Genomic DNA, 25,062 nt, shown 5'->3' on the forward strand with positions numbered 1-25,062 from the left:
AAAAAGCCCGCTTGCCAGCGGGCTTTTTCAAGCATTTTTCCAGACCGGTCAGGCCTGGGCGGAAACCGGTTTGCCACCGCGGGTTTCTTCCCGCAGCATCAAGGCGTTGCGATGCGCCTCGGCCAGCTCCACCTTGTCCAGCGGCACCATGCGGGTGTTGTGCTTGACGCGGTATCCCCACCACAGCGCCACAAACAGCGGGATGCCCAGATAGGTGGCGATGACGCCGTTCCAGTCCACCTTGGCCGCGGTGAAGGCGGTGTAGTTCTGGCCCAGCATGATCAGCAGGCACAGCGCGAAGGCGAACAGCGGGCCCAGCGGGAACCACTTGGCCTTGTACGGCAGGTCGTCCAGGCTGTAGCCCTGCTTCACATAGGCGCGGCGGAAGCGGTAGTGGCTGATGGCCACGCCCAGCCAGGCGATGAAGCCGGTCATGCCGGAAGAGTTCAGCAGCCACATGTAGACGGCGTTGCTCTGGAACAGCGAGGTCAGGAAGCACAGGCAGGCCACCAGCGTGGTGGCGTACAGCGCGTTGCGCGGCACGCCGTTGGCGGTCAGCTTGCCGAAGACCTTGGGCGCCATGCCGTTCTTGGCCATCGCGTACAGCATGCGGGTGGACGCGTACATGCCGGAATTGCCGGCCGACAGGATGGCGGACAGGATCACCGCGTTCATCAGGCTGGCGGCGAAGGCGAGGCCCGCGCGGTTGAACACCAGCGTGAACGGGCTGGCGCCGACGTCCTTCATGTCGTTCTTCAACAGCGACGGATCGTTGTGCGGCAGGATCAGGCCGATGATCAGGATGGACAGCATGTAGAACATCAGGATGCGCCAGAAAATCTGGCGCACAGCGCGCGGAATGGTGCGGCCCGGGTTGGCGGACTCGCCAGCGGCGACGCCGATCAGCTCGGTGCCCTGGAAGGAGAAGCCGACCACCATGGCGACGCCGACAAAGGCGGCCAGGCCGCCGACGAAAGCGCCGTCGCCCTGCATCATCACATTCAGGCCCGGCGCGATGCGGTTCGGATTCGGCTCGGTCATGATGCCCAGAATCATCAGGAAGCCGATGACGATGAAGGCGATGATGGTGGCCACCTTCAGCATCGAGCACCAGAACTCGGCTTCGCCGAAGCCCTTCACCGAGAAGTAGTTGAGCGCGAAGATGATGGCCAGGAAGCCCCCGCTCCACACCACGCCCGGCACGCCGGGGTACCAGTAGTTCATGATGATGGCGGCCGCGGCCAGCTCCACCGCGACGGTGATCGCCCAGTTGTACCAGTAGTTCCAGCCCTGGGCGAAGCCGAAGGCCGGATCGACGAAGCGCGAGCCGTAAGCCTGGAAGGAGCCGGAAACCGGCATGAAGGCGGCCATTTCGCCCAGGCTGGTCATCAGGAAATACACCATCAGGCCCACCAGCGCGTAAGCCAGCAGCGCGCCGCCGGCGCCCGCGCTGGAGATGGTGGCGCCGGACGCCAGGAACAGGCCGGTGCCGATGGACCCGCCGATGGCGATCATCGACAGGTGGCGCGCCTGCAGCGTGCGCCTCAGCTCGGGCGCGTCTTGTTTCTTGCTCATATCCAACTCACTCTATTGTTCTGCCGCGCGGACCGGGACCGGCGTCGCCCAGGCTCTGCGCCGGGCTGGGGACAATCAAAGCGGGAAAGAATGACATTGATCGCCGGCATTGCCTAGCCCGGATTAGGCGTTTTACGCAAAAAACGAAGATGTCATGTTCGGAAATGAACGCGGAACCCAGAGCAGGCAAGGCGAAGCCGCCGCCGCGGCGCGCCCGCCCGGATCGGACATTTCATGAGGACAACACGCGACAGTTCGCATGCCTAGTCCAGCTAGCCGCCGCTCAGGATGAGCCGAGCAGGATCAGGTGCTCGACGATGGGCCCCAGCGCCAGCGCCGGCAGATAGGTCAGCGCGGTCAATAGCAGGATGGTGGCGATGAGCAGGCCGGCGAATAACCCGCCATGCGTAGGCAGCGTGCCCAGGCCAGCCGGTCGCTTCGGCTTGGCGACCAAGGCTCCGGCCATCGCCATCACCGGCACGATGACGCCGAAGCGGCCGAACCACATTGCGATCGCCAGCATGATGTTGTAATAACTTGTATTGGCGGAGAGACCCGCGAAGGCGCTGCCATTGTTATTGGCGGCGGAGGTGAACGCGTACAACACCTCGCTGAGCCCGTGAGCGCCCGGATTGCCCAATCCCGCCAGGCCCGGCCCCACGCTGACGCTGATGGCAGACTGCAGCAGCACCATGCAAGGCACCAGCAAGATGATGATGGCCATCATTTTCATCTCGTGCGCATCAATCTTCTTGCCCAAGTACTCCGGCGCGCGGCCTATCATCAGCCCGACGATGAACACCACCAGCACCGCATGGATCAGCATGCTGTAGATTCCGGCGCCCGGTCCGCCGAACACCACCTCGCCAGTCTGCATCAGCGCCATGGGCACCAATCCGCCCAGCGGCATGAAGGAATCATGCATGGCATTGACAGCCCCATCGCCAGAACTGGTCGTCACCGCGGCATACAGCGCGGAGCCGGCCGCGCCGAAGCGAGCCTCTTTGCCTTCCATATTGCCACCGCTCTGCGCAGTCCCATAGCTCTGGTCTACCGCCAGCGCCGACAGCATGGGATTGCCAGCCTGCTCGCTGCGGATGCAAACCGCCGCGCCCAACGTCAGCATCAGCGCCATCGCGAAAAACAGGGTCCACCCCTGGCGACTGTCGCCCACCATGCGGCCGAAGGTATAGCACAGGCCCGCAGGCAGAATAAGCAAGGTCAGCAGTTGCAGAAAATTGGTGAGCGGGGTCGGATTTTCGAAGGGATGGGCGGAATTGGCATTGAAGAAGCCGCCGCCATCGCCGCTCATGATCTTGATCGGCTCCTGCGACGCCACCGGGCCCAGGGAGATGAACTGCTTCCGCGTCACCACCTTCTCCATAAGCGGCTTGCCGCGGGCATCGACGATAGGCGCGCCACTCACTCCGGTCTTGGCCTGCTCATAGCGCGTCACATCCAGCGTAGCCGCCTCAGCTCCAGCGGAAAGGGTTTGCGGCACGCCCTGCTGCACGAAAACCAGCGCCAGGATAAAAGACAGGGGCAACAGGACGTAAAGCGTGCAACGGGTCACGTCCACCCAGAAATTCCCGAGGGTGCCGACCGACTGTCTGGCGAAAGCCCTCACCAGCGCCAACATCACCGCCATGCCGGTCGCCGCCGACAAGAAACTCTGCAGGTTGATGCCCAGCATCTGGGCTAGATGGCTCATGGCGGTTTCACCCGCGTAGCCCTGCCAGCTGGTATTAGTGGCGAAACTGACCGCCGTATTGAACGCGCTGTCGGGGGAAATATTGGCGAAGCCCTGCGGATTCAGCGGCAACCAGAACTGGACGCGCTGCAGGAGATACAGGGCGGCCGCGCCAAGCAGATTGAAAGCCAGCAAGCTGAGCGCATAGGATTTCCACCCCATCTCAGCAGAGGGATCGACGCCTGCGGCCCGGTAAAGCGGCGCCTCCAGCCATTGCTCCCACTTCCGCGCCCAGGGAGGGCGTCCTTCCAATACATGAAACATGTACAGTCCGATGGGCTTGGTCAGCCCGAACAGCACCAACATGAATAAAATAAGCTGCAGATACGAATGCCAAACCATGACACATCCCCAAAGTGAGCGGCATGCCCGCCTCGTTGATTTCGAAGCTTGCCGTTTTGCAAACGAACCTTATCCGTAGCAGTATAAAGGCCATGTAACAATCCGTTTTTCAGCCATAGGAATATCATCAAAATCCGGCTGACCGCATCCAATATGCCACATCAGGCCGCGCGCTCCGCGCCGACTGGCCACTATGCGGACCGCATCCGACCTGGTCGCCCAAGGCGGAATCCGCCCCCGCCCGCCACGCGACAGGCAATCATGGTAAAAACCGCATTCCCGCCGTGCGCGCCATGCATGCTTGGCATCGCCATAAGCATCAAAGCCTTAGCTCTCCAGGCATCCGCTGCGTCAAACAATAAAAAGTAAACGCTCTTTTTTAATTAACATTTCACAACACAAAGCAACGCCCCACTCAAACCAAGCTAATACAATGCGTTCACTCTTATACATGCGTATTCAGCACTAAATCGCTGTTTTCACGCGTAAGCGCAGCACAAAGCATGTAAAAATGTCATGCTTTTCCTACAACAACACTCAACGTCTGCCCGGAGCTTTCCGCATGTCCACCGCCGCGCCAGCCCAATCCAAACGCCTGCCCCTGATCCTCATCCTGCTCGCCGCGCTGGGCGGCGGCTGGTGGTGGCACCAGCACAATCAAAGCGTCAAGGAAGCCGTCGCCCGCAACAAGGGCGCCGCGCCGATGGCGGTGGGCGTGGCGGACGTGCGGACCATGGACGCTCCCCTGCAGTTGAACGCGCTGGGCACTGTCGCTTCCACCAATACCGTGACCGTCCGCAGCCGCGTCGACGGGCAGCTGGACAAGATCCACTTCACCGAAGGCCAACAGGTCAAGCAGGGACAGCTGCTGGCCGAACTGGACGCCCGCCCCTACCAGGCGGCGCTGACCCAGGCCGAGGGCCAGCTGCTGCGCGACCAGGCGCTGCTGGAAAACGCCCGCCTGGATCTGGCGCGCTACAAGCAACTGGCCAGCCAGAACTCCATCTCCAAGCAGCAGGTGGACACCCAGCAGGCGCTGGTGCGCCAGTACGAAGGCACGGTCAAGGTTGATCAGGGATCGGTGGCCGCCGCGCGCATCAATGTCGACTACACCCGCGTCGTCGCGCCGATCAGCGGCCACGTCGGCCTGCGCCAGGTCGACCCGGGCAATATCGTCCATGCCAGCGACGCCAACGGCCTGGTCACCATCACCCAGACCCAGCCGATCAACGTGGTGTTCGCCGTGCCGGAAACCAGCCTGGCTTCGGTGCTGCAGGCCGCCCGCGCCGACAAGGCGCTGAAGGTCGAAGCCTGGGATCGCGACAACCGCCACAAGCTGGCTGACGGCAAATTGCTGGCGCTGGACAACCAGCTGAACACCAGCACCGGCACCATCAACATCAAGGCCTCTTTCACCAATGAACAGCAGCAGCTGTTCCCCAACCAGTTCGTCAACGTCAACCTGCAGCTGGGGGTGCGCAAGGACGCGGTGGTGGTGCCCACCGCCGCGGTGCAGCTGGGCAAGGTGGGCAGCTACGTCTACACCGTCGGCGGCGACTCCACCGTCAGCATCGCCCAAGTCAAGACCGGCCCGGTTTCCGGCGCCGACACCATCATCGAGGACGGCCTGAAACCCGGCCAGCGGGTGGTGATAGACGGCGTGGACAAGCTGCGCAACGGCGCCCAGGTCAAAGTGATAGACCGCGCCGCCCAGGCGCGCGAGGCCGCCTCGGCCGCCGCCGGCGAGGCCAGGGGACAGAAGCACGCCGCGGGCGCCAGGGGCAAGCAACACGCCTCGGCGGCCAACTAAACGGGAGGACTGCGCATGAATCCCTCCCGCCCGTTCATTACGCGGCCGGTGGCCACCACCTTGCTGATGGTGGCCATCCTGCTGACCGGCCTGGTGGCCTGGCGGATGCTGCCGGTGTCGGCGCTGCCTGAAGTCGACTATCCGACCATCCAGGTGGTGACGCTCTATCCCGGCGCCAGCCCGGACGTGATGACCTCATCGGTCACCGCGCCGCTGGAACGCCAGTTCGGCCAGATGCCCGGCTTGTCGCAGATGTCGTCGTCCAGCTCCGGCGGCGCCTCGGTGATCACGCTGCAATTCAGCCTGGACCTGACGCTGGACGTGGCCGAGCAGGAAGTCCAGGCGGCCATCAACGCCGCCGGCAACCTGCTGCCGTCCGACCTGCCCAGCCCGCCGGTCTACAACAAGGTCAACCCGGCCGACACGCCCATCCTCACCGTCGCCATCAGCTCGCCCACCCTGCCGCTGACCAAGCTGGAAGACATGGTAGACACTCGTCTGGCCCAGAAGCTGTCGCAGGTGCCCGGCGTGGGCCTGGTCAGCATCAGCGGCGGCCAGCGGCCGGCCGTGCGCATCCAGAGCAACCCCAAGGCGCTGGCCGCGCGCGGCTTGACGCTGGAGGACATCCGCACCGCCATCGCCGCCGCCAACGTCAACCAGGCCAAGGGCAGCTTCGACGGCCCGACCCAGGCCTCCACCGTGGACGGCAACGACCAGCTGCAATCGGCCGACGAGTACAGGAACGTCATCGTCGCCTACAAGAACGGCGCGCCGGTCTACGTCAGGGACGTGGCCAAGGTGGTGGAATCGGCCGAGAACACCCGGCTGGCGGCCTGGTCCGGCGCCACGCCGGCCATCATCCTCAACGTGCAGCGCCAGCCGGGCGCCAACGTGATCCAGGTGACCGACCGCATCAAGTCGCTGCTGCCGCAACTGCAGGGCACCCTGCCCGGCTCGGTGGACGTGCGCGTGCTGAGCGACCGCACCGTGACCATCCGCGCTTCGGTGGAGGATGTGGAGTTCGAGCTGATGCTGGCCATCGCGCTGGTGGTGATGGTGATCTTCGTCTTCCTGCGCAACGTGCCGGCCACCATCATTCCGGCGGTGGCGGTGCCGCTGTCGCTGGTGGGCACCTTCGGCGTGATGTACCTGACCGGCTTCTCCATCAACAACCTGACGCTGATGGCGCTGACCATCGCCACCGGCTTCGTGGTCGACGACGCCATCGTGATGATCGAAAACATCGCCCGCTACATCGAAGAGGGCGAGAAGCCGCTGGAGGCCGCGCTGAAGGGCTCCAAGCAGATCGGCTTCACCATCATCTCGCTGACCATCTCGCTAATCGCGGTGCTGATTCCGCTGTTGTTCATGGGAGACGTGGTGGGCCGGCTGTTCCGCGAGTTCGCCGTCACGTTGGCGGTGTCCATCCTGATCTCCGCCTTCATCTCGCTGACGCTGACGCCGATGATGTGCGCGCGGCTGCTCAAGCATGTGCCGGAAGAAAAACAGGGCCGCTTCTATCACGCCAGCGGCAAGTTCTTCGACGATGTCATCGCCCGCTACGGCAAGATGCTGACCTGGGTGCTGGACCGCCAGAAAACCACTCTGCTGGTGGCCGTCGGCACCGTGGCGCTGACCGCGGCGCTGTACGTCTGGGTGCCCAAGGGCTTCTTCCCGCTGCAGGACACCGGCGCCATCCAGGGCATCAGCGAAGCCTCGCAGTCCATCTCCTTCGCCGCGATGGCCGACCGCCAGGAAAAACTGGCCGAACAGCTGCTGAAAGACCCGGCGGTGGACAGCCTGTCGTCCTTCATCGGCGTGGACGGCACCAACGCCACGCTGAACAGCGGCCGCCTGCTGATCAACCTGAAACCCAAGGGCGAGCGCGACGACATCCGCACCGTGCTCGCGCGGCTGCAACAGCGCGCCGACGAGGTGCCGGGCATGTCGCTGTACCTGCAGGCGGTGCAGGATCTGACCATCGACGCCCGCGTCAGCCGCACCCAGTACCAGTTCACGCTGCAGGCCACCAGCCAGGACGACCTGTCCGCCTGGATGCCCAAGCTGGTGCGCCGGCTGCAGCAGGAGCCGGCGCTGGCCGATGTGGCCAGCGACCTGCAGGACAAGGGCCTGCAAGCCTACGTCAACATCAACCGCGACGTCGCCTCGCGCCTGGGCGTCACCACTGCCGCGATCGACAACGCCTTGTACGACGCCTTCGGCCAGCGGCTGATCTCCACCATCTTCACCCAGACCAACCAGTACCGCGTGGTGCTGGAGGTGGACAAGGAGCACCAGCGCGATCCGCTGTCGCTGAAGGGCATCTACGTGCCCACCGCCAGCGGCGGGCCGGTGCCGCTGGACGCGGTGGCCACCATCGAGGAGCGCCCGGCCTCGCTGGCCATCAACCATCTGGGCCAGTTCCCTACCGCCACCATCTCCTTCAACCTGAAACAGGGCGCGTCGCTGGGCGAGGCGGTGGACGCCATCCGCCAGGCCGAATCCGAGCTGGGCCTGCCGGCCAGCATGGACACCAAGTTCCAGGGCGCGGCGATGGCCTTCCAGGCGTCGCTGTCCAACACCCTGTGGCTGATCCTGGCCGCCATCGTCACCATGTACATCGTGCTGGGCGTGCTGTACGAGAGCTATATCCATCCGATCACGATTCTCTCCACCCTGCCCTCGGCCGGCATCGGCGCGCTGCTGGCGCTGATGGTGTCCGGCACCGACCTGTCGGTGATCGCCATCATCGGCATCATCCTGCTGATCGGCATCGTGAAGAAAAACGCGATCATGATGATCGACTTCGCGCTGGAGGCCGAGCGCGAACAGGGCATGGCCCCGCGCGAGGCGATCTACCAGGCCTGCCTGCTGCGTTTCCGCCCCATCCTGATGACCACGATGGCGGCACTGCTGGGCGCGCTGCCACTGATGATGGGCGGCGGCATGGGGTCGGAGCTGCGCCAGCCGCTGGGCATCACCATGGTGGGCGGCCTGATGGTCAGCCAGGTGCTGACGCTGTTCACCACGCCGGTGATCTACCTGGCCTTCGACCGGCTGGCGCGGCGCTTCGGCCGCAAGGACAAGCCTGAGCTGGCGGAAGAGGTGGACGCATGATTCCGTCCGCCCCCTTCATCCGCCGGCCGGTGGCCACCACGCTGTTGACGCTGGCCATCCTGCTGGCCGGCGCCATCGCCTTCAAGCTGCTGCCGGTGTCGCCGCTGCCGCAGGTGGACTTCCCCACCATCTCGGTATCGGCCAAGCTGCCCGGCGCCAGCCCGGAGACGATGGCCGCCACCGTGGCCACGCCGCTGGAGCGCGCGCTGGGCCGGATCGCCGGCATCACCGAGATGACGTCCACCAGCTCGCTGGGCTCCAGCAACATCACGCTGCAGTTCGACCTGGACCGCGACATCAACGGCGCCGCGCGCGACGTGCAGGCGGCGATCAACGCCGCCCGCTCGCTGCTGCCCACCGGCATGCCCTCCAACCCGACCTATCGCAAGGTGAACCCGGCCGACGCGCCCATCATGATCCTGGCGCTGACCTCGGACAGCCTGACCCGCGGCCAGATGTACGACGCGGCGGACTCCATCCTGGGCCAGAAACTGTCGCAGGTGGACGGCATCGGCAACGTGATCATCGGCGGCGGCGCCCAGCCGGCGGTGCGGGTGGAAATGAACCCAATGCAGCTGAACCACTACGGCATCGGCATGGAAACGGTGCGCTCCGCCATCACCAGCACCAACGCCAACCGGCCCAAGGGCTTCCTGGAGAACGAGGACAAGCACTGGCAGGTGCAGGCCAACGACCAGGCCGGCAAGGCCAGCGACTACCTGCCGCTGATCGTCAGCTACAACAACGGCAGCGCGGTGCGCATCTCCGACGTGGCCGAGGTCAAGGATTCGGTGGTGGACCTGCGCAACGCCGGCATGCTGGGCAAGCAGCCGGCGGTGATGCTGATCCTGTTCCGCCAGCCCGGCGCCAACATCATCGAGACGGTGGACCGGGTGAAGGCGATGCTGCCGCAACTGCAAGCCTCCATCCCGTCGGCGATCAAGATCAACCAGGTGATGGACCGTACGCCCACCATCCGCGCCTCGCTGTCGGAAGTGGAGCGTTCGCTGGCGATCTCCATCGCGCTGGTCATCCTGGTGGTGTTCCTGTTCCTGCGCAACGGCCGCGCCACCGCCATCCCGGCCATCACCGTGCCGGTGTCGCTGGTGGGCACCTTCGCCGTGATGTATATGGCCGGCTTTTCCTTGAACAACCTCAGCCTGATGGCGCTGACCATCGCCACCGGCTTCGTCGTCGACGACACCATCGTGGTGCTGGAAAACATCTCGCGCCATATCGAAAACGGCATGAAGCCGTTCCAGGCGGCGCTGCAGGGCGCGCGCGAGGTGGGCTTCACCGTGCTGTCGATGAGCATTTCGCTGATCGCGGTGTTCATCCCCATCCTGCTGATGGGCGGCATCATCGGCCGCTTGTTCCGCGAGTTCGCCGTCACGCTGTCGGTGGCGATCATGGTATCGCTGGTGGTGTCGCTGACCACCACGCCGATGCTGTGCGCGCGCTGGCTGAAAGCGCATGACGCCAGCAAGGAGCCGGGCAAGTTGTTCCGATGGAGCGAGCGCGCGTTAGACGCGATGCTGGACGGCTACCGCCGCTCGCTGTCCTGGGCGCTGCGCCACAGCCGGCTGATGATGGCGATCCTGGGCGCCACCATCGCGCTCAATGTGTTCCTGTACGTGGTGATCGCCAAGGGCTTCTTCCCGCAGCAGGACACCGGCCGCCTGAACGGCATGATACGCGCCGACCAGAGCATCTCCTTCCAGGCGATGCAGGTCAAACTCCAGCGCTTCATCAATGTGGTCGGCGCCGATCCGGCGGTGGACAAGGTGGTGGGCTTCACCGGCGGCGGCCAGCGCAACGGCGCCAATATGTTCGTCAGCCTGAAGCCGCTGTCCGAACGCAAGGAAAGCGCCGACCAGGTGATCGCCCGGCTGCGCAAGAAGCTGGCCGCGGAGCCCGGCGCCCAGCTGTTCCTGCAGTCGGTGCAGGACATCCGCATCGGCGGCCGCTCCAGCAACGCGCAGTACCAGTACACGCTGCAAGGCGACGATCTGAACGAGCTGCGCGAATGGACGCCCAAGGTGCAGCAGGCGATGAGCAAAATCCCCTTCCTGGCCGACCTCAACAACGATCAGGAAGTGAAGGGTCTGCAAACCACGCTCAACTTCGACCGCGCGGCCATGGCGCGGCTAGGCCTGACCCAGGCGCAGGTGGATTCGGTATTGAACGACGCCTTCGGCCAGCGCCAGGTCTCCACCATCTACAACGCGCTCAACCAGTACCGCGTGGTGCTGGAAGTGGCGCCGCAATACTGGCAAAGCCCGGAGAGCCTGCGCGACATCTACCTGCAGACGCCGGGCGGGTCGCCTACGCCGCTGTCGGCCTTCGCCAGCTGGAAGCCCACCAACACCTCGCTGTCGGTCAACCACCAGAGCCAGTTCGCCGCCACCACCATCTCCTTCAACCTGCCGCCGGGCTACTCGCTGTCCGACGCCACGGTGGCCATAGACGCGGCCATCGCCGACATCGGCCTGCCCAGCAGCATCCACGCCAGCTTCCAGGGCACGGCCAAGTCGTTCCAGGCCTCGCTGGACAGCCAGCCTTACTTGATCCTGGCGGCGCTGGTGGCGGTCTACATCGTGCTGGGCATGCTGTACGAGAGCGTGGTGCACCCGATCACCATCCTCTCCACCCTGCCCTCCGCCGGCGTCGGCGCGCTGCTGGCGCTGATAGCCACCGGCGGCGAGTTCAACATCATCTCGCTGATCGGCATCCTGCTCTTGATCGGCATCGTCAAGAAGAACGCGATCATGATGATAGATTTCGCGCTCACCGCCGAGCGCGAACAAAAACTGCCGCCGCAGGAGGCCATCCTGCAGGCCTGCCTGCTGCGCTTCCGCCCCATCATGATGACCACGATGGCGGCGCTGTTCGGCGCGCTGCCGCTGGCGCTGGGCCATGGCGACGGCGCCGAGATGCGCACGCCGCTGGGCATCTCCATCGTCGGCGGCCTGCTGCTCAGCCAGCTGCTGACGCTGTACACCACCCCCATCGTCTACCTGTACCTGGACCGCTTCCGCCTGTGGTGCCTGAAATGGCGCGGCAGCCACGGCCGCGCGCTGGCCGGCGGCAAAGAGGAATGATAGCCATGAATAGAACAACAACACCGCTGAAACACGGCCTGAGCGCCCTCTTCATCGCCGCCGCGCTGGCCGGCTGCGCCATCGGCCCCGACTACGCGAGGCCCAAGCTCGATATCCCGGCCGGCTTCAAGGAAGACGGCCGCTGGAAAACCGCCGAACCGCAGGACGCGATGCCGCGCGGCGACTGGTGGACGGTGTTCCAGGATCCTACTCTGAACCGCCTGATGGACACGCTGAACCAACAGAGCCCCACCATCGCCCAGGCCGAGGCGCAGTACCGCGCGGCCCAGGCCCAGCTGCGCCAGGCCCAGGCCGGGCTGTTCCCGTCGCTGTCGGCCAACGCGTCCCAGAGCCATGGCGCGAGCACGCCGGGCGCCGGCGCGTCCACCAGTTACAACCTGGGCCTGTCCGCCAGTTGGGAAGTGGACCTGTGGGGCGCGGTGCGGCGCGAGGTGGAAGCCGGCAAGGCCAAGCAGCAGGCGTCCGAGGCCCAGTTGGCCGCCATCCGCCTGAGCAGCCAGGCTCAGCTCGCAACCGCCTACCTGCAGCTGGTGGTGGCCGACCGGCAGCTGGCCAATCTGCGCGACAGCGAAAAAGCGCTGGGAGAAGCGCTGCAACTGACCCGCAACCAGTTCGCCGCCGGCATCGTCGGCGACGAGGCGGTGGCCTCGGCGGAAAGCCAGTGGCACGCCGCGCAGGCGGCGACGGTGGACAAGCGTCTGGCCCGCGCCCAGCTGGAACACGCGATCGCCGCCCAGCTGGGCCAGGCGCCGGCCAGCTTCTCGCTGCCCCCCGCGACGCAAACGCCCCACCTGCCGCAGATTCCGGCCGGCCTGCCGTCGGCGCTGCTGGAGCGCCGGCCCGACGTGGCGGCGGCCGAGCGCAATATGGCCGCCGCCAACGCCCAGATCGGCATCGCCAAGGCCGCTTTCTTCCCGACGCTGACGCTAGGCGCCAGCGGCGGCTACCGCGGCTCCAGCTTCGCCGATTGGGTGACGCTGCCCAACCGGGTCTGGTCCATCGGGCCCTCGCTGGCGCTGACGCTGTTCGACGCCGGCCTGCGCCGCGCCCAGACCGACCAGGCGATCGCCGGCTACGACGCCAGCGTGGCCAGCTACCGCCAGACCGTGCTCGCCGCGCTGCAAGGCGTGGAGGACAATCTGTCGGCGCAGAGCCTGCTGAAGGAGGAATCCGGCATGCAGACCGCGGCGCTGGCCGCGGCCAAGCGGGCGGAGACCATCGCGATGAACCAGTACCAGGCCGGCACCGTCGCCTACCTGAACGTGCTGTCGGCGCAAAACGCCCGCATCGCCGCCGAGAATAATCTATGGGCCGTCGTCAACCGCCAGTACACCGGCAGCGTGGCGCTGATCGCCGCGCTGGGCGGCCACTGGTGATCCGGCCATTCCCAACGGAAAAACCGGGCGCAGGCCCGGTTTTTTTATCCCCGACAATCAGCCATCACTGCGCCAGCCCTTGCTTCACCGCGGCCCAGAAACCGGCGTCCTCCATGCCCAGCGCGTAGACCGAGGTGCCGCCCAGACCGTAGGCGTTCACCAGGCTGGCCTTCAGCGCCACGCTGCGGGCGTTTTCGGTCCACACGGTGTGGCGGCTGCCGTCGGACGCGCGGTAGCTGAAGGTCAGCGAGTTGCTGCCCGCGTCGTAACGCGGCTGGGCGCCGTAACGGGCGATCAGCGCCTGGGTGTCCTTCCAGTACAGCATGCCGCCATCCCCCGGCTGTTTCCAGTCATAGCCGTAGGCTGGAATGCCGTTCAATATCTTGGCCGCCGGCACCCGCTCCGCCGCGTAGTCCAGATCATCTTCCATCCAGCCTGAGCCGGCCACCGGTCCCGGGTCCCAGGCCGGGATCGCCTCGTCGTAGGTCATGATCTGCAGATAATCCGCCGCCGCGCCCAGCGCGCGCAGATCGTAGCCGTAATTGGCCTCGTGGTTTTCGTCCTTGGCGGAAAACGCCGGCACGCTGACGATCAGCTTCAGCCCCTTGGCGTGCAATGCCCGGCCCAGAACCTGGATGAAATTGCTGAAGTTGTTGCGGTCGCTCTGCGCCACCGCCTCGAAGTCCACATTGATGCCGGCGAAACGCTGGTCCTGGGCGAACTTGACCAGGTTGGCCACCGACGCGTTCATCGCCGAGGTCGACACCGCGTGGGCGATGTCGGCGCTCCAATTGCCCTTGCCGTCCACGTTCGACACCGCGCCGTAAGCGGGAATCTTCCTGCCGCGCAGGAAGGCGATGGCGTCGCCGGGCGCCGGATCGCCGTTGCCCGTCACCGCGCCCTGCGCCGTGATGTTGTAGAAATCGATGGCGACCGAGTTGAAGCTGGACGCGTATTTGGTCAGCGCCGCGTAATTGCCGGCATAGCCGGAGTAATACGCCAGAACCATAGGCGCAGCATGCGCCTGGCTTGCCGCCAGCGCCAGGCCGGCCAGCAGGATGGATATCGTTTTTTTCATCGGATGCTCTCTTTGTCATGGTGCGATGACCTCTCCAGCCCAAGCCGGCCCAGGCCACGGCCCTTATATCCGATGGGGTCGGCGCGCGTCCACCTGGAAAATATGACAAGCATCCACCGCCTTTCGGCGCCAGGGCTTTCCCTCCCCGCCAGCGCGCCGCCAAGGACATCATGCCGCCGAGAATGCCAAAATTTCAGCATCATCGACCTTTTTTCAAAGCAAACGAGAAACTCCATTTCAAGAAGCAGGATATTCGCCCGCATGCCGGCAATTTTGACAATCCGACGCGATGCCGCCTTCCCGCATAATGGAGCGGCAGCCTCCCGACTTGAATATTCTGGAAAAATAAGGAAAGACGCGATGAACAAAAACCTTGCCCTGCTCTGCCTGGCGCTGGCCGCGCCCTTGGCCTCCGCGGCCGGCGCGCCGCAAGCCATGCTGGAAAATTACCTGGCCAAAGACGCCGCCGGCATGCGGCTGCAGGAGTACCCGGCCACCCGCTACTTCGCCAACTACCAGGACGAGCCGGGCTGGGACATGGTGACGCTGATCACCGGCTACGGCGTACAACCGCAACAATGCGGCCCGCGCCGCTGCGAATTCGTGGTCCGCTACCAGCTGGATCCGACCCGCCCATCCGACGAACAGGCCAAGCCCCATCCCAAGGGCGGCGAAGAAAAGGCCCGCTACGTGGTAGTCAAGCAGGGCGGCGGCTGGAAGATAGACAGCGGCAGCATGCGCGAGCCGCACGTGAAGCGCGGCGCGCTGCGCTGAAACCGCTGAAAACGGGGGCTGCGGCCCCCGTTTCAAAGCGCCTCAATCCCGCGCCGGGATCGCCAGGCCGCGCTCGACAGCCGGCCGCTCGACAAAGGCCCGCACCGCGCGCTGGACATTGGGGAAGTCGTCGAACCCCACCAGCTCGCCGGCGTCGTAGAAACCCACCAGATTGCGCACCCAGGGCCAGATGGCGATGTCGGCGATGGTGTATTCGTCGCCCATGATCCAGGCGCGGCCGGCCATCCGGCCCTCCAACACTTGCAACAGTCGGCGGGACTCGGCGACATAGCGGTCGCGCGGGCGCTTGTCCTCGTAGTCCTTGCCGGCGAACTTATGGAAGAAGCCGAGCTGGCCGAACATCGGCCCCACGCCGCCCATCTGGAACATCAGCCACTGGATGGCCTCGTAGCGCGCCGCCGGCTGTTTGGGCAGCAGCTGGCCGGTCTTGTCGGCCAAGTAGATCAGGATGGCGCCGGACTCGAACAGCGTCAGCGGGTCGCCCTCCGGGCCGTTCGGGTCCAGGATCGCCGGGATCTTGTTGTTCGGGTTAAGCGACAGGAATTCCGGCGACAGCTGATCGTTGCGCTCGAAGCTGACCAGGTGCGCCTCGTACGGCAAGCCGGTTTCCTCCAGCATGATGGAAACCTTGACGCCGTTGGGCGTGGGCAGCGAATACAGCTGCAGGCGGTCGGGATGCTTTGCCGGCCATTTGCCGGCGATCGGGAAGGCGGACAGGTCTGCCATGGCGTCATCCTTGGAAAAACGGCGAAACGCCCACTATACCCGCCCGGCATTGCGCCGTCTCTCGCCGCGATGAACCGCCCATGCTACGATCCCGCCCTCGATCATCCGCACCCGCCGGGAAACACGCCATGCGCAACCTCCTCGCCGCCCTCGCCCTCGCCCTGGCATCGGCCAGCCTGCCAGCCTTCGCCGCCTGTTCCGCCAACGCGCCGGGCGAGCCGCTGCATTGGGCCATCGCCATCTGCCAGCAGCGTTACGAAACGGACGAGATCGAAAGCCCCAAGATGCAGTCCTGCATCTTCTCGACCGCGAAAGCGCATCAGGTCGATCCGGCCAAGCCCTCCGCCAACGCCTGCGCGATCAATCTGCAATTGAAAAAGAAATGGTGCGCAGAACTGAAGAAAAACGGCGCGGCCGGCTCGGTGGAGGCCTGCGTCCGCTCCCGCGACGCCGTCCCCGAGGCGGTCGCGCAAGGCGGCGCCTGAGCGCCAGGATGGCCCGCGCCGCGCCGCGGGTATATCATGTCGCTTTGCCCAATCGGCCGCGCCTTGCCTGCGGCCGCGCACGAATACAGGAAGAATCCCTTGATCAACGTCACCCTCTCCCCGTCCGTCACTGTCGGCAATGAAGCGCCGTTCACGCTGTTCGGCGGCGTCAATGTGCTGGAATCCCGCGACCTGGCGCTGCGCGCCGCCGAGGAATACGTCCGCGTCACCCAAAAGCTGGGCATTCCCTACGTGTTCAAGGGCAGCTTCGACAAGGCCAACCGCTCGTCGATCCACTCCTACCGCGGCCCGGGCCTGGAAGAAGGCATGAAGATCCTGCAGGCGGTGAAAGACACTTTCGGCGTGCCGGTGATCACCGACGTGCATGAGCCGTGGCAAGCCGCCCCGGTGGCCGAAGTGGCCGATGTGGTGCAGCTGCCGGCCTTCCTCGCCCGCCAGACCGACTTGGTGGAAGCGCTGGCCAAGACCGGCCGCGCCGTCAACATCAAGAAGCCGCAGTTCATGAGCCCGGCGCAGATCCAGAACGTGGTGGAGAAATTCGTCGAAGCCGGCAACCAGCAACTGATCCTGTGCGACCGCGGCACCTGCCTCGGCTACGATAACCTGGTGGTGGACATGCTGGGCTTCGGCGTAATGAAGAAAGTCAGCGGCAACCGCCCGGTGATCTTCGACGTCACCCACTCGCTGCAGCAGCGCGAATCCGGCGCCGCCGCGTCCGGCGGCCGCCGCGCCCAGGTGGCGGAGCTGGCCCGCGCCGGCACGGCTGTCGGCATCGCCGGCCTGTTCCTGGAAGCCCATCCGAACCCGGCTGAAGCCAAGTGCGACGGCCCCAGCGCGCTGCCGCTGGCGCAGCTGGAGCCGTTCCTGGCCCAGGTCAAGGCCATCGACGATCTGGTCAAGTCCTTCCCGCCGCTGCAGATCGGCTAAGCCGCCTTACAGCCGGGCGCAGCGATACGCCTCGGTGCGGTAGGGAAACGCCACCTCGTCCCTGCCGCGCAAATCCGGATGGGTGGCGATCAAACGGCGCAGCGCTTCGGCGAAGCGCCGTTTTTCATCGTCCGGCAAGGCCGCGATGAAGCTGACCGACAGGAAGCGATCGACGATCACGCGCTCCGGCGGGCCGACATGCCAGTTCGGCAGCATGGTCGCGGCCGGCGCGGCGAAGTAGCGGCCGGCTTCGAACGGCCGGCGCCATGCGCCGGAGTGGAAGCGCGGCGTGTCGCCCTCGTACGGCGCCATCAGCTCGCTGATTCGCGCCACCCAATCGCCGGACTCGTCTCGCACATTCCATACCAGCCCCAGGCTGCCACCGGGCTTCAGCACCCGGTGGATTTCCCGCAACGCCTCTTCATTGGCGAACCAGTGGAAAGCCTGCGCGCATATCACGGCGTCCATCGACGCGCCAGGCAGCGGAATCTCCCCGGCTGAGCCCTTCAACGCCCGCAGCCCCGGCAGACTGGCTTGCAACTGCGCCCGCATTTCGTCCACCGGCTCCACCGCCACCGTTTCGCCGGCCACCGCGGCCAGCAAGCGGGTGAACTTGCCGGTGCCGGCACCTAGATCCAGCACAGCCGAACTCGGCCCCAGGCCCAACTCGCCCTTCAGCCAAGCCGCCAGTTCCGGCGCGTATTCCGGCCTGCCGCGCTCGTAGGCTTGCGCCTCCTTGGCAAACCCCGCCTTAGCCTGCGTATGCAATGTATCCATATTTCCTCGCCGCCTTGCGGCATTCCGTGAAGATGATTTCAACAGGTACAGTATTGGCACGTATTTTTAAGCCGACACCAACCACCTAATATGAAACAGGGCGGCCCCATGCCTTGCCGACGACACGCATCCGGCTCCTCCCACATCGCCCATCCGACGATCCGAAGACTCATCCCGGCCGCCCATGCTCTCTCCACGCCCGCCCGCAGAGCGATCTGTCCGCCGACCCCCTGGGCCCTACGCCTACGCGGCGCAGGTCGCCACGCTGCCGGAAACGCATGACGGCCATCAACAACCAGCAGAAGCCCAGGGCTTCCTCTTTTTAGCCCCGTCTTTTCTCATCGCCCGCATAAATCGCCTATCATGGCGGCTCCCGACATCCGCCATAAAACACCAAATTGAAAAACTTGCTCAGCCCCGCCGTTCCGGTTTTATTCGCAGCGACCCTTAACAGTCTCCCCACTCATGCGGCATCGCCCCAATACTCCAGCACCATGGCCCAGCTGGATGCCATTATGCGCGAGGCCGCACAGCAATTCGCCTCCCAACCAGAGATGGCCCGCAAACAAGGACAGTGCCTGCCATTGCCGGCAGAAATCGACCGCCATATCCCAGGATGCCCGCTGCAGTTCATGGACTCCTACAGCATCAGCAGCCTCCCTGTCGGCAGGCTTCTTCCAGGCAAACGGGGCAGCATCCTGAGCATATTGGACCAAAAAAACGGCACCGCCGAATTCGGCGTTTTTTATCCCGATGGCCAGGCGCGCCTGGACAAAGTCGTTATTCGGCCCGGACAAAGCGCGCAATACACCGTCCGGGATGATCAGGGGCGCAAGCTGGTCAGCTATGGCATAGAGAACGGCTTGTTCAATGGCCGCTGGCAACGATGGGATGAAAACGGCAGCAAGGTAGCCGACGGCAATTACGAGGCTGATCTGGAAAACGGCCGTTGGCGCAATTGGGATGAGAGCGGACAGCTCGTTCAGGATGCGATATATCGCGGCGGCGTAGAGATCTCCGGCTGGCAAATTCTGGCGAATTACCGGCAGAAGTTCGTCTGGAAGATGGTTCCGGCCGGCCGTCAACAAGAAATATACCAACAGGACAAGGACGACCGCTACTGGTTGAAGCGGCGGGAAATAGTCGGAGACCGGATTGACACCCGGCTCTCCCAGCAGGGCGAGATCACCACCTGGCATCAGAATGGACAGATGGCCAGCCATTATTACAGCCAAAATGGCAAATGGTACGGCCTTTACGAAACCTGGTACGAAAACGGCAAGCAACAAGAACTCAGCCACTACACCGGCGGAGACAAAAACGGCAAGTCGGAGCAATGGTATGAAAACGGCCAATTAAGCGCGTCGGATGATTACCGGGATGGCAAACGACAGGGGCTATCGCTGGCCTGGCATCAGAACGGCCAGAAGCGCTGGGAGGTCGGCTACCAGGATGGCAAGAAACAGGGTCTATACCAGTCCTGGAACGACAGCGGATTCCTCGTCAGCCAGGTCATATATCAAGCCGGAAAAATGGAAGGATGGGAAAAAGTCTGGCTCAAACCGGGCCAGCTCAAATCGGAAACCATGTACAAGAACGGCAAGAAGGATGGCCGGGAACGCATCTGGCAGGATAACGGCCAGCTTTGGGCCGACACGCGATATGTCGATGGCCAGGCCGAAGGGCTAGCGATCAACTACCGCGAAAACGGGCAAAAAAAGAGCGAATACACCTTCGCGCACGGCATCGAAAACGGACCCGCCCGCTTCTGGGACGAGCATGGCAAGCTCTACAGGGAAACCACATACAGAAATGGGGTTTCGCTAGACGGACAGATGTAGCGGCAAGGGAGGCGCATGCGCCTCCCTTTGCTCAAACTGCTGCGCCGGCCTGCAATTCCCGCAAATAGGGTTTGACCTTGGCCGCGGTCACTTTCTGCAACTTGCACAGCAAGGCGTGATCGATGTCCGCCAGATGGAATTGCCGCCGCAGCGTATCGCTCAACAGCGCCATCAGGTTGGCCGCCATTTCGGCGTCCGCCATCGCGCGGTGGGCCCGGCCGGTATCAGGCAGGCCGGCCCAGCGCGCCAGCGTGCCCAGTTTGTGGTCCGGCGCCTGCGGCAGCAGGCGGCGCGACAACATCAAGGTGCAGGCGAAGTCCTGGCTTCGCGCCAGCCCCAGCAAACCCAGCTCGTAATCCCAGAACTTGCGGTCGAAGCTGGCGTTGTGCGCGGCCAGCGGCGCATCGCCGACAAAACGGGCCGCGTCGCGCATCACCAGATCGGCCGGCGGCGCGGTTTTCAGCATCGCGTTGCTGATGCCGGTCAGCCGCTCGATCATCGGCGGCACCCAGACGCCCGCGTTCATCAGGCTCTGGAAGCGGTCGACCACGCGGCCGTCCTCCACCATCGCCACGCCGATCTCGGTGGCGCGGCAGTCGCGGCCCGGCGACGCGCCGTTGGTTTCGAAGTCGATGACGGCGACGCGCTGCCTCATGCCAGAGCGGCCTTTGCCGCCTCTTCCGGCGTCAGGCCGTCGAAGAACTGGTCGGTATACCATTCGGCCTGCTCTTCGATGTGCTCCTGGGCCTCGGCTTCCGTCGCGCCGGCGGCGACCAGATGGGTCTCCACTTCCGCGCACCAGGCCAGCAGCGCCAGCGTTTCCTCGTCCAGTTTTTCCTGCGGCTTCTTCGACATCGGGATTTCCTTGCGATTCAATACATTATCGAGCCGGGCATTGTACCCGGCTTTGCGCGGCATGCAAGCGCGGATCCGAGCCTGCCGGCGCTAATCGTCGACCCGGCCGCGCAGCGATTTGATCGCCGCCCGCTGCGACTTGCCGGCCAGCCGGCGCTGCTTGGAGCCATAGGTCGGCTTGGTGGCGCGGCGCGCCTTGGGAGTGTGGCCGACGGCATCTATCAGCGCCTGCAACCGCTCGATGGCATCGGCGCGGTTCTGCTCCTGGGTGCGGTACTGCTGCGCCTTGATCACCAGCACGCCGTCTTTGCTCAGCCGCTGGTCATTCAGGCCCAGCAGCCTTTCGCGCAGCCAATCCGGCAGCGATGACGCGGCGATGTCGAAACGCAGGTGGACCGCGGACGAGACCTTGTTGACGTTCTGGCCGCCGGCGCCCTGGGCGCGCATCGCGGTGATCGTCACCTCGTCCTCTTTGACGAGATAGCGGGAAACGGACATGGGGAAAACGATTTCTTAAAACCGCATTATAAGCCGCGCGCGGCTCCAGGTCCGCGCGGCTTGCCGCCGTCCCGTCCTCTTTCGCCTCCCGAACCGGCACACGCGCCGCCTGCGATGTCTTTTGCATGACTTACGTCGAACTCGCGTCCATCCATATATCATCAACGCCATAGCGCATATATTTAAATAAGTCCCCGCCGCAGCCAAGCATTCCTCAATGACCCACTAAGCATTCCGACGCCAGACCAGAGAACCAGATGCGACAACTGACCATTCGCCAACTCATGGCCATCGGCACCGCCATCGCCGTGATCCCGCTATTGTTCGGCAATGCGCTGATATGGCAGAGCAATGCTTGGCTGAAAGAGACCGCCGCCGCCAGCGACAACGCCTCGGCGGCCCTGCTGCATTTCAAGAACGCCCGCTACAACGTGGTGCAAATCCAGCAGTTTCTGACCGATGCCGCCGCCACCGGCGAAACCGCCGACGACTACCGGGATGAGGACCGCAACTGGAAACAGGTCCTCGCCGAACTGGATAAGCTGTCACAGCTGCTGCCGGAATTGACGCCTGACCTGCAAGCGCTGAAACCGCAAGTCAACCGCCTGCACGAAGAAGGGCGCGTCATGGTGGAAGCCTATATCCGGCAAGGCAAAGAGGCCGGCAACGCCATCATGAAAAAACCCGGATCCGGTTTCGACGACACCACCAACGCGATAGACGAACAGCTGGAGCGCTTGTCCAAGCGCCTGGATCAAATCTCCACCGCGGCCAAAAGCGCCCAAGACAGCACGATGCGGCAAACCGCGCTGCTCAACGCCGCCATCGCCGCGGTGGCCATCCTGCTGATTCTGGCCGCCAACGCTTATCAATACCTCAGCCTGCGGCGGCTGTTGGGCGGCGAGCCCGCCTACGCTTCCGAAGTGGCCAAGGAAATCGCCGAAGGGAATCTGTCCTTGCAGGTCGCGAACCAGTCGCTGTCCGCCGACAGTTTGCTGGGTTCGATGAAAACCATGACGCAGAATCTCACCGGGCATCTGCGGCTGCTGGATCAGGAAACCAAGCAGGTTGGGCAGTCGTCGTACCAGATCTCCGAAATTTCCAAGCACATCACCGACAATTCCGAGCGGGAACAAGGCCATTCGGACGAAGTCCGCCATGCCACCACGGTGCTGGAACAAACCACGGAAACAGTGCGGGCCATCGCCCAGGAGGTCAGCAACCACGCCGACCAGGCGCGCCTCAGCGCCAACCAGGGCATGTCCACCATGCGCAGCAATATCGAGGAGATGGGACGCGCCGTAGACGAAGCCCAGCAGGCCGAAGGCAAAATTCAGGCCTTGAGCGCAGCCAATCAAAAAATCCAGGTCATCACCCAGACCATCTCCAGCATCACCGAACAAACCAATCTGCTGGCGCTGAACGCCGCGATAGAAGCGGCCAGAGCGGGCGAAGCCGGGCGCGGCTTCGCGGTGGTGGCGGACGAAGTGCGCAAGTTGGCTCACCACGCCGGCCAGGCCACCGATGAGATCACCGCCATCATCGGCAACCTGAACCGGTTGATAGAGGAAAACACCCGCTCGGTGCAGGGCATCATCGAACGCACCCGCGCCGGCATGCAAAAAGCCGAGGAAGCCAGCGCCGCCATCTCCAGCCTGGTGCGCGACATCGACAACAATGTCCAGGCCGCCCACCAGATCAGCGATGCCAGCTCCACCCAGATGCAACGTCTGGACGCTTTGCGCTCGCTGCTGGGCAAGCTGCTGGACAGCATGGCCGACAACGCCCTGAAAGTGCGCACCACCGGCGTGATCAGCCGCGACCTCTATCGGGTGACCGGCAAGCTCAGCCAGATCATGGAGACATTCCGCTTCGATCCCAACTGGACGCCAGCCGCCCGCAGCGACGAACATCGCCGCCACCCGCGGGTCAACAAAAACCTGTTGGTGCAAGTGAGCGACGGCAGCCAGATGCGCGACGCCACCACCGTGGACTTCAGCCTGACCGGCTTGCAGCTGCGGCTGCCTATGCCGCTGCAGGCCAAGGTCGGAAGCGAGCTGTCGCTCAACATCCAGCTGCCCCAGGACTCCATAGAACGCTACGCCAGCCAGCAGCCACTGAAGCTGGCGGCCAAGCTGCTATGGACGCGCCCAACCGAGGAAGGCCAGCTGTGCGGCTTTTCCTTCGGCCGCCCTGATCAGCAACAACTGGCCCAACTGGAGCAGGCCTTCCTGTTTTTCTGCCATAACCCGACCTACGAATAAACCCGCCTGCCCACAAACGACAAACCCCGCCGCAGGCCTGGCCCGGGCGGGGATTTGCGCTGCGCGGCAGCGCCGAATCAGGACTTCAGGTTTTTGACCAAATCGTCGCACACCGGCTTCTGCGCATCGCCGGCCGGCAGTTTTTCACACACCCCGTTCAACTGGCCGGCCAGGCGGCCGATTTCGCCAGCGTGCTTCTGGTCCTGGTTCCAGGCCTTCAGGCGGCTGGCGATCTTTTCCAGCGAGCGGCGGCTGCGCTCGTAGAAGGCGCTGCTGGAGTGGCCGGCGTCGGCGAAGACTTCGCTGGCGGCCTTTTCGATGCGGCCGGCGTCCTGCGGCGCCAGTTCCACCGCGTTGCTGACGTAGCTGGCGCCCCATTGCAGCCGGGTGGCCTGCCCTTCCGACGCCTGGTAGGCCTTCTGGTACCAGTCGAGCGCCGCGGCCTTGTCGCCGCGCTCCTTGGCGTTGGAGGCCAGAATCAGCATATGGTAGTAAGGCGCGTGCGAGGTTTTCAGTTCGCCTCGCAGCAGCTTGTCGGACTCATCCAGCAGGCCGGCGTCGGCCAGCAGCTCGCCGGCGGCGGTGATCACCGCCTGGCGCTGATAAGGGTTAGAGCTGGCCTTGTCCGCTTCCGCCGCCCTGGCTTTCACGTCGGCCACCCGTTCGGCCGGCAACGGCTGCTTGGGGTGCTGCTGCTTGTACAAGGCCAGCAAGGTCGACGCCGCGCCCAGGCGATCGCCCCAGGACAGCGTGCCGTCCGCCTCCAGTTTCCTCAATTGCGCGTCGAAGGCCTCGCGCAGGGCCGCGTCGTCGCCCAGCAGCTTCAGCGCGTCGCTGGCGGAATAGATGACGATGTCGGCGTTCGCGCGGCTCAGCCGGTCGTCGCCCAGAACCTGCAGCAACCGGCCCCGCGCCAGGTCTCGGTCGAAAGCCGGGGGCGCTTTCTCCCCGGCCAAGGCCGCCAGCGCCTTCAATTGCAGTCGGGTCGCGACGGCTGCCGGCTCGGCGGGCACCCGCTCGGCCAGTTTCTCCAGCGTGGCGGGCACGTCCTTCTCCGGCAGCAGCTGGCCGCGGTCCACATCCCAGGCGTAATCGGCCAGCAACTGCCAGTCGGCCGCCGCCAGCGCGTTGCCGGCCAAGGCGTCGGACAACAGCGTCTTCACCGGCTTCACCGTGGTCAAGCCCAATTGCAGCGTGCGCAAGTAGCGCTCCGGGTCCACCTCGCCCGGCAGGCGGGTGATCTCCGTGCCGTCGGGGCGGAACAGGATCATGGTCGGATAGCCGCGCACCTTGAATTTCTCGCCCAGCTGCTGCGCGTTCTCGCTATCGCCATCCAGGTACACCGACACGAACTGGCGGGTGGCGGCGATGAAGTCCGGGCGGTTGAAGATGGTGGACTTCACCTGGTTGCAAGGCGGGCACCACACCGCGCCCCAGTACAGGAACACCGGCTTGTTTTCCGCCTGGGCGCGGGCGAACGCCGCCGGCACGTCGCCCTGCTGCCAGCTGATGCCTGGCGGCAAGGCATGGCCGTCGCTGACGTCGGCATGCGCGATCGGCATCAAACCGGCCAACGCCAGCGCCATCACCAACAAAGTTCGCTTCATGTCTCTGCCTCTTTCTGTCTTTGTAATGGCACCATGCTACACCCAATATTCACAAGGCATAAAGATGGACTGGCGATTTGCTTAGCAGCAGCGCGG

18 protein-coding genes are annotated in these 25,062 nt (G+C 64.6%); 9 read left to right on the forward strand and 9 right to left on the reverse strand.

All coding sequences use genetic code 11. The annotated features are described in order from the left end of the window. Window positions 1-48 precede the first annotated feature (48 nt). Together ACY3GB_RS03740 and kdpA are read right to left on the reverse strand one after the other, a co-directional pair. A complete protein-coding gene (locus ACY3GB_RS03740) occupies window positions 49-1,575 on the reverse strand; it encodes an amino acid permease (protein ID WP_463087554.1) in 1,527 nt (508 codons plus the stop codon). Between the two features lie 283 nt (window positions 1,576-1,858). Further along, window positions 1,859-3,631, reverse strand: a complete 1,773-nt coding sequence (gene kdpA / locus ACY3GB_RS03745; protein ID WP_463087555.1) for a potassium-transporting ATPase subunit KdpA — start codon at window positions 3,629-3,631, stop codon at window positions 1,859-1,861. A 598-nt stretch (window positions 3,632-4,229) separates the two neighbouring features. Here kdpA and ACY3GB_RS03750 point away from each other — a divergent pair. From ACY3GB_RS03750 to ACY3GB_RS03765, 4 genes are read left to right on the forward strand one after another with little or no spacing between them, the layout of a single operon-like run. Continuing rightward, window positions 4,230-5,477, forward strand: coding sequence for an MdtA/MuxA family multidrug efflux RND transporter periplasmic adaptor subunit (locus tag ACY3GB_RS03750; RefSeq protein WP_463087556.1), 1,248 nt, complete (start codon window positions 4,230-4,232; stop codon window positions 5,475-5,477). 15 nt (window positions 5,478-5,492) lie between these two features. Further along, window positions 5,493-8,594, forward strand: coding sequence for an MdtB/MuxB family multidrug efflux RND transporter permease subunit (locus ACY3GB_RS03755; protein WP_463087557.1), 3,102 nt, complete (start codon window positions 5,493-5,495; stop codon window positions 8,592-8,594). Then, the gene (locus tag ACY3GB_RS03760) at window positions 8,591-11,695 is read left to right on the forward strand and encodes a multidrug efflux RND transporter permease subunit (protein WP_463087558.1); all 3,105 of its coding nucleotides are present in this window, start codon (window positions 8,591-8,593) and stop codon (window positions 11,693-11,695) included. Before ACY3GB_RS03755 ends, ACY3GB_RS03760 begins: the two co-directional genes overlap by 4 nt. Window positions 11,696-11,700: 5 nt before the next feature. After that, window positions 11,701-13,092 (forward strand): efflux transporter outer membrane subunit, encoded by a 1,392-nt coding sequence (locus ACY3GB_RS03765; protein ID WP_463087559.1) that lies wholly within the window; start codon window positions 11,701-11,703, stop codon window positions 13,090-13,092. A gap of 64 nt (window positions 13,093-13,156) precedes the next feature. On the opposite strand, the gene ACY3GB_RS03770 is transcribed toward ACY3GB_RS03765, so the two are convergent. Beyond that, the gene (locus ACY3GB_RS03770; RefSeq protein ID WP_463087560.1) at window positions 13,157-14,170 is read right to left on the reverse strand and encodes a glycosyl hydrolase family 18 protein; all 1,014 of its coding nucleotides are present in this window, start codon (window positions 14,168-14,170) and stop codon (window positions 13,157-13,159) included. Between the two features lie 360 nt (window positions 14,171-14,530). On the opposite strand from ACY3GB_RS03770, the gene ACY3GB_RS03775 reads away from it, so the two are divergent. Further along, the gene (locus ACY3GB_RS03775; RefSeq protein ID WP_463087561.1) at window positions 14,531-14,944 is read left to right on the forward strand and encodes a hypothetical protein; all 414 of its coding nucleotides are present in this window, start codon (window positions 14,531-14,533) and stop codon (window positions 14,942-14,944) included. Between the two features lie 42 nt (window positions 14,945-14,986). Here ACY3GB_RS03775 and ACY3GB_RS03780 read toward each other — a convergent pair whose 3' ends face one another. After that, window positions 14,987-15,691: a glutathione S-transferase N-terminal domain-containing protein gene (locus ACY3GB_RS03780; protein ID WP_463087562.1), complete on the reverse strand. Its 705-nt coding sequence runs from the start codon at window positions 15,689-15,691 to the stop codon at window positions 14,987-14,989. A gap of 128 nt (window positions 15,692-15,819) precedes the next feature. Here ACY3GB_RS03780 and ACY3GB_RS03785 point away from each other — a divergent pair, with 128 nt between their 5' ends. Together ACY3GB_RS03785 and kdsA are read left to right on the forward strand one after the other, a co-directional pair. Next, entirely contained in the window at window positions 15,820-16,176 is a 357-nt protein-coding gene (locus tag ACY3GB_RS03785) for a hypothetical protein (protein WP_463087563.1), read from the forward strand. A 99-nt stretch (window positions 16,177-16,275) separates the two neighbouring features. Next, the gene (gene kdsA / locus ACY3GB_RS03790) at window positions 16,276-17,124 is read left to right on the forward strand and encodes a 3-deoxy-8-phosphooctulonate synthase (RefSeq protein WP_463087564.1); all 849 of its coding nucleotides are present in this window, start codon (window positions 16,276-16,278) and stop codon (window positions 17,122-17,124) included. Between the two features lie 6 nt (window positions 17,125-17,130). Here kdsA and ACY3GB_RS03795 read toward each other — a convergent pair whose 3' ends face one another. Further along, on the reverse strand, window positions 17,131-17,901 hold the full coding sequence (locus ACY3GB_RS03795; protein WP_463087565.1) for a class I SAM-dependent methyltransferase: 771 nt from the start codon (window positions 17,899-17,901) through the stop codon (window positions 17,131-17,133). Window positions 17,902-18,395: 494 nt separating this feature from the next. On the opposite strand from ACY3GB_RS03795, the gene ACY3GB_RS03800 reads away from it, so the two are divergent. Further along, complete coding sequence (locus ACY3GB_RS03800) at window positions 18,396-19,742, forward strand: toxin-antitoxin system YwqK family antitoxin (protein WP_463087566.1); 1,347 nt, start codon at window positions 18,396-18,398, stop codon at window positions 19,740-19,742. A 31-nt stretch (window positions 19,743-19,773) separates the two neighbouring features. On the opposite strand, the gene ACY3GB_RS03805 is transcribed toward ACY3GB_RS03800, so the two are convergent. From ACY3GB_RS03805 to arfB, 3 genes are all read right to left on the reverse strand, one after another. Continuing rightward, window positions 19,774-20,397, reverse strand: a complete 624-nt coding sequence (locus ACY3GB_RS03805; RefSeq protein ID WP_463087567.1) for a 3'-5' exonuclease — start codon at window positions 20,395-20,397, stop codon at window positions 19,774-19,776. After that, on the reverse strand, window positions 20,394-20,597 hold the full coding sequence (locus ACY3GB_RS03810) for a hypothetical protein (protein ID WP_021476013.1): 204 nt from the start codon (window positions 20,595-20,597) through the stop codon (window positions 20,394-20,396). Before ACY3GB_RS03810 ends, ACY3GB_RS03805 begins: the two co-directional genes overlap by 4 nt. 90 nt (window positions 20,598-20,687) lie before the next feature. Continuing rightward, window positions 20,688-21,095, reverse strand: coding sequence for an alternative ribosome rescue aminoacyl-tRNA hydrolase ArfB (gene arfB, locus ACY3GB_RS03815; protein WP_463087568.1), 408 nt, complete (start codon window positions 21,093-21,095; stop codon window positions 20,688-20,690). A 257-nt stretch (window positions 21,096-21,352) separates the two neighbouring features. On the opposite strand from arfB, the gene ACY3GB_RS03820 reads away from it, so the two are divergent. Further along, a complete protein-coding gene (locus tag ACY3GB_RS03820; RefSeq protein ID WP_463087569.1) occupies window positions 21,353-23,359 on the forward strand; it encodes a methyl-accepting chemotaxis protein in 2,007 nt (668 codons plus the stop codon). Window positions 23,360-23,436: 77 nt separating this feature from the next. Here the strand turns inward: ACY3GB_RS03820 and ACY3GB_RS03825 are convergent, their stop codons facing one another. Continuing rightward, window positions 23,437-24,966 carry a thioredoxin family protein gene (locus ACY3GB_RS03825; RefSeq protein WP_463087570.1) on the reverse strand — a complete coding sequence of 510 codons (1,530 nt, stop codon included), beginning with the start codon at window positions 24,964-24,966 and terminating at the stop codon, window positions 23,437-23,439. Window positions 24,967-25,062: the final 96 nt, after the last annotated feature.

Source organism: Chromobacterium sp. Ag138, assembly GCF_055181315.1.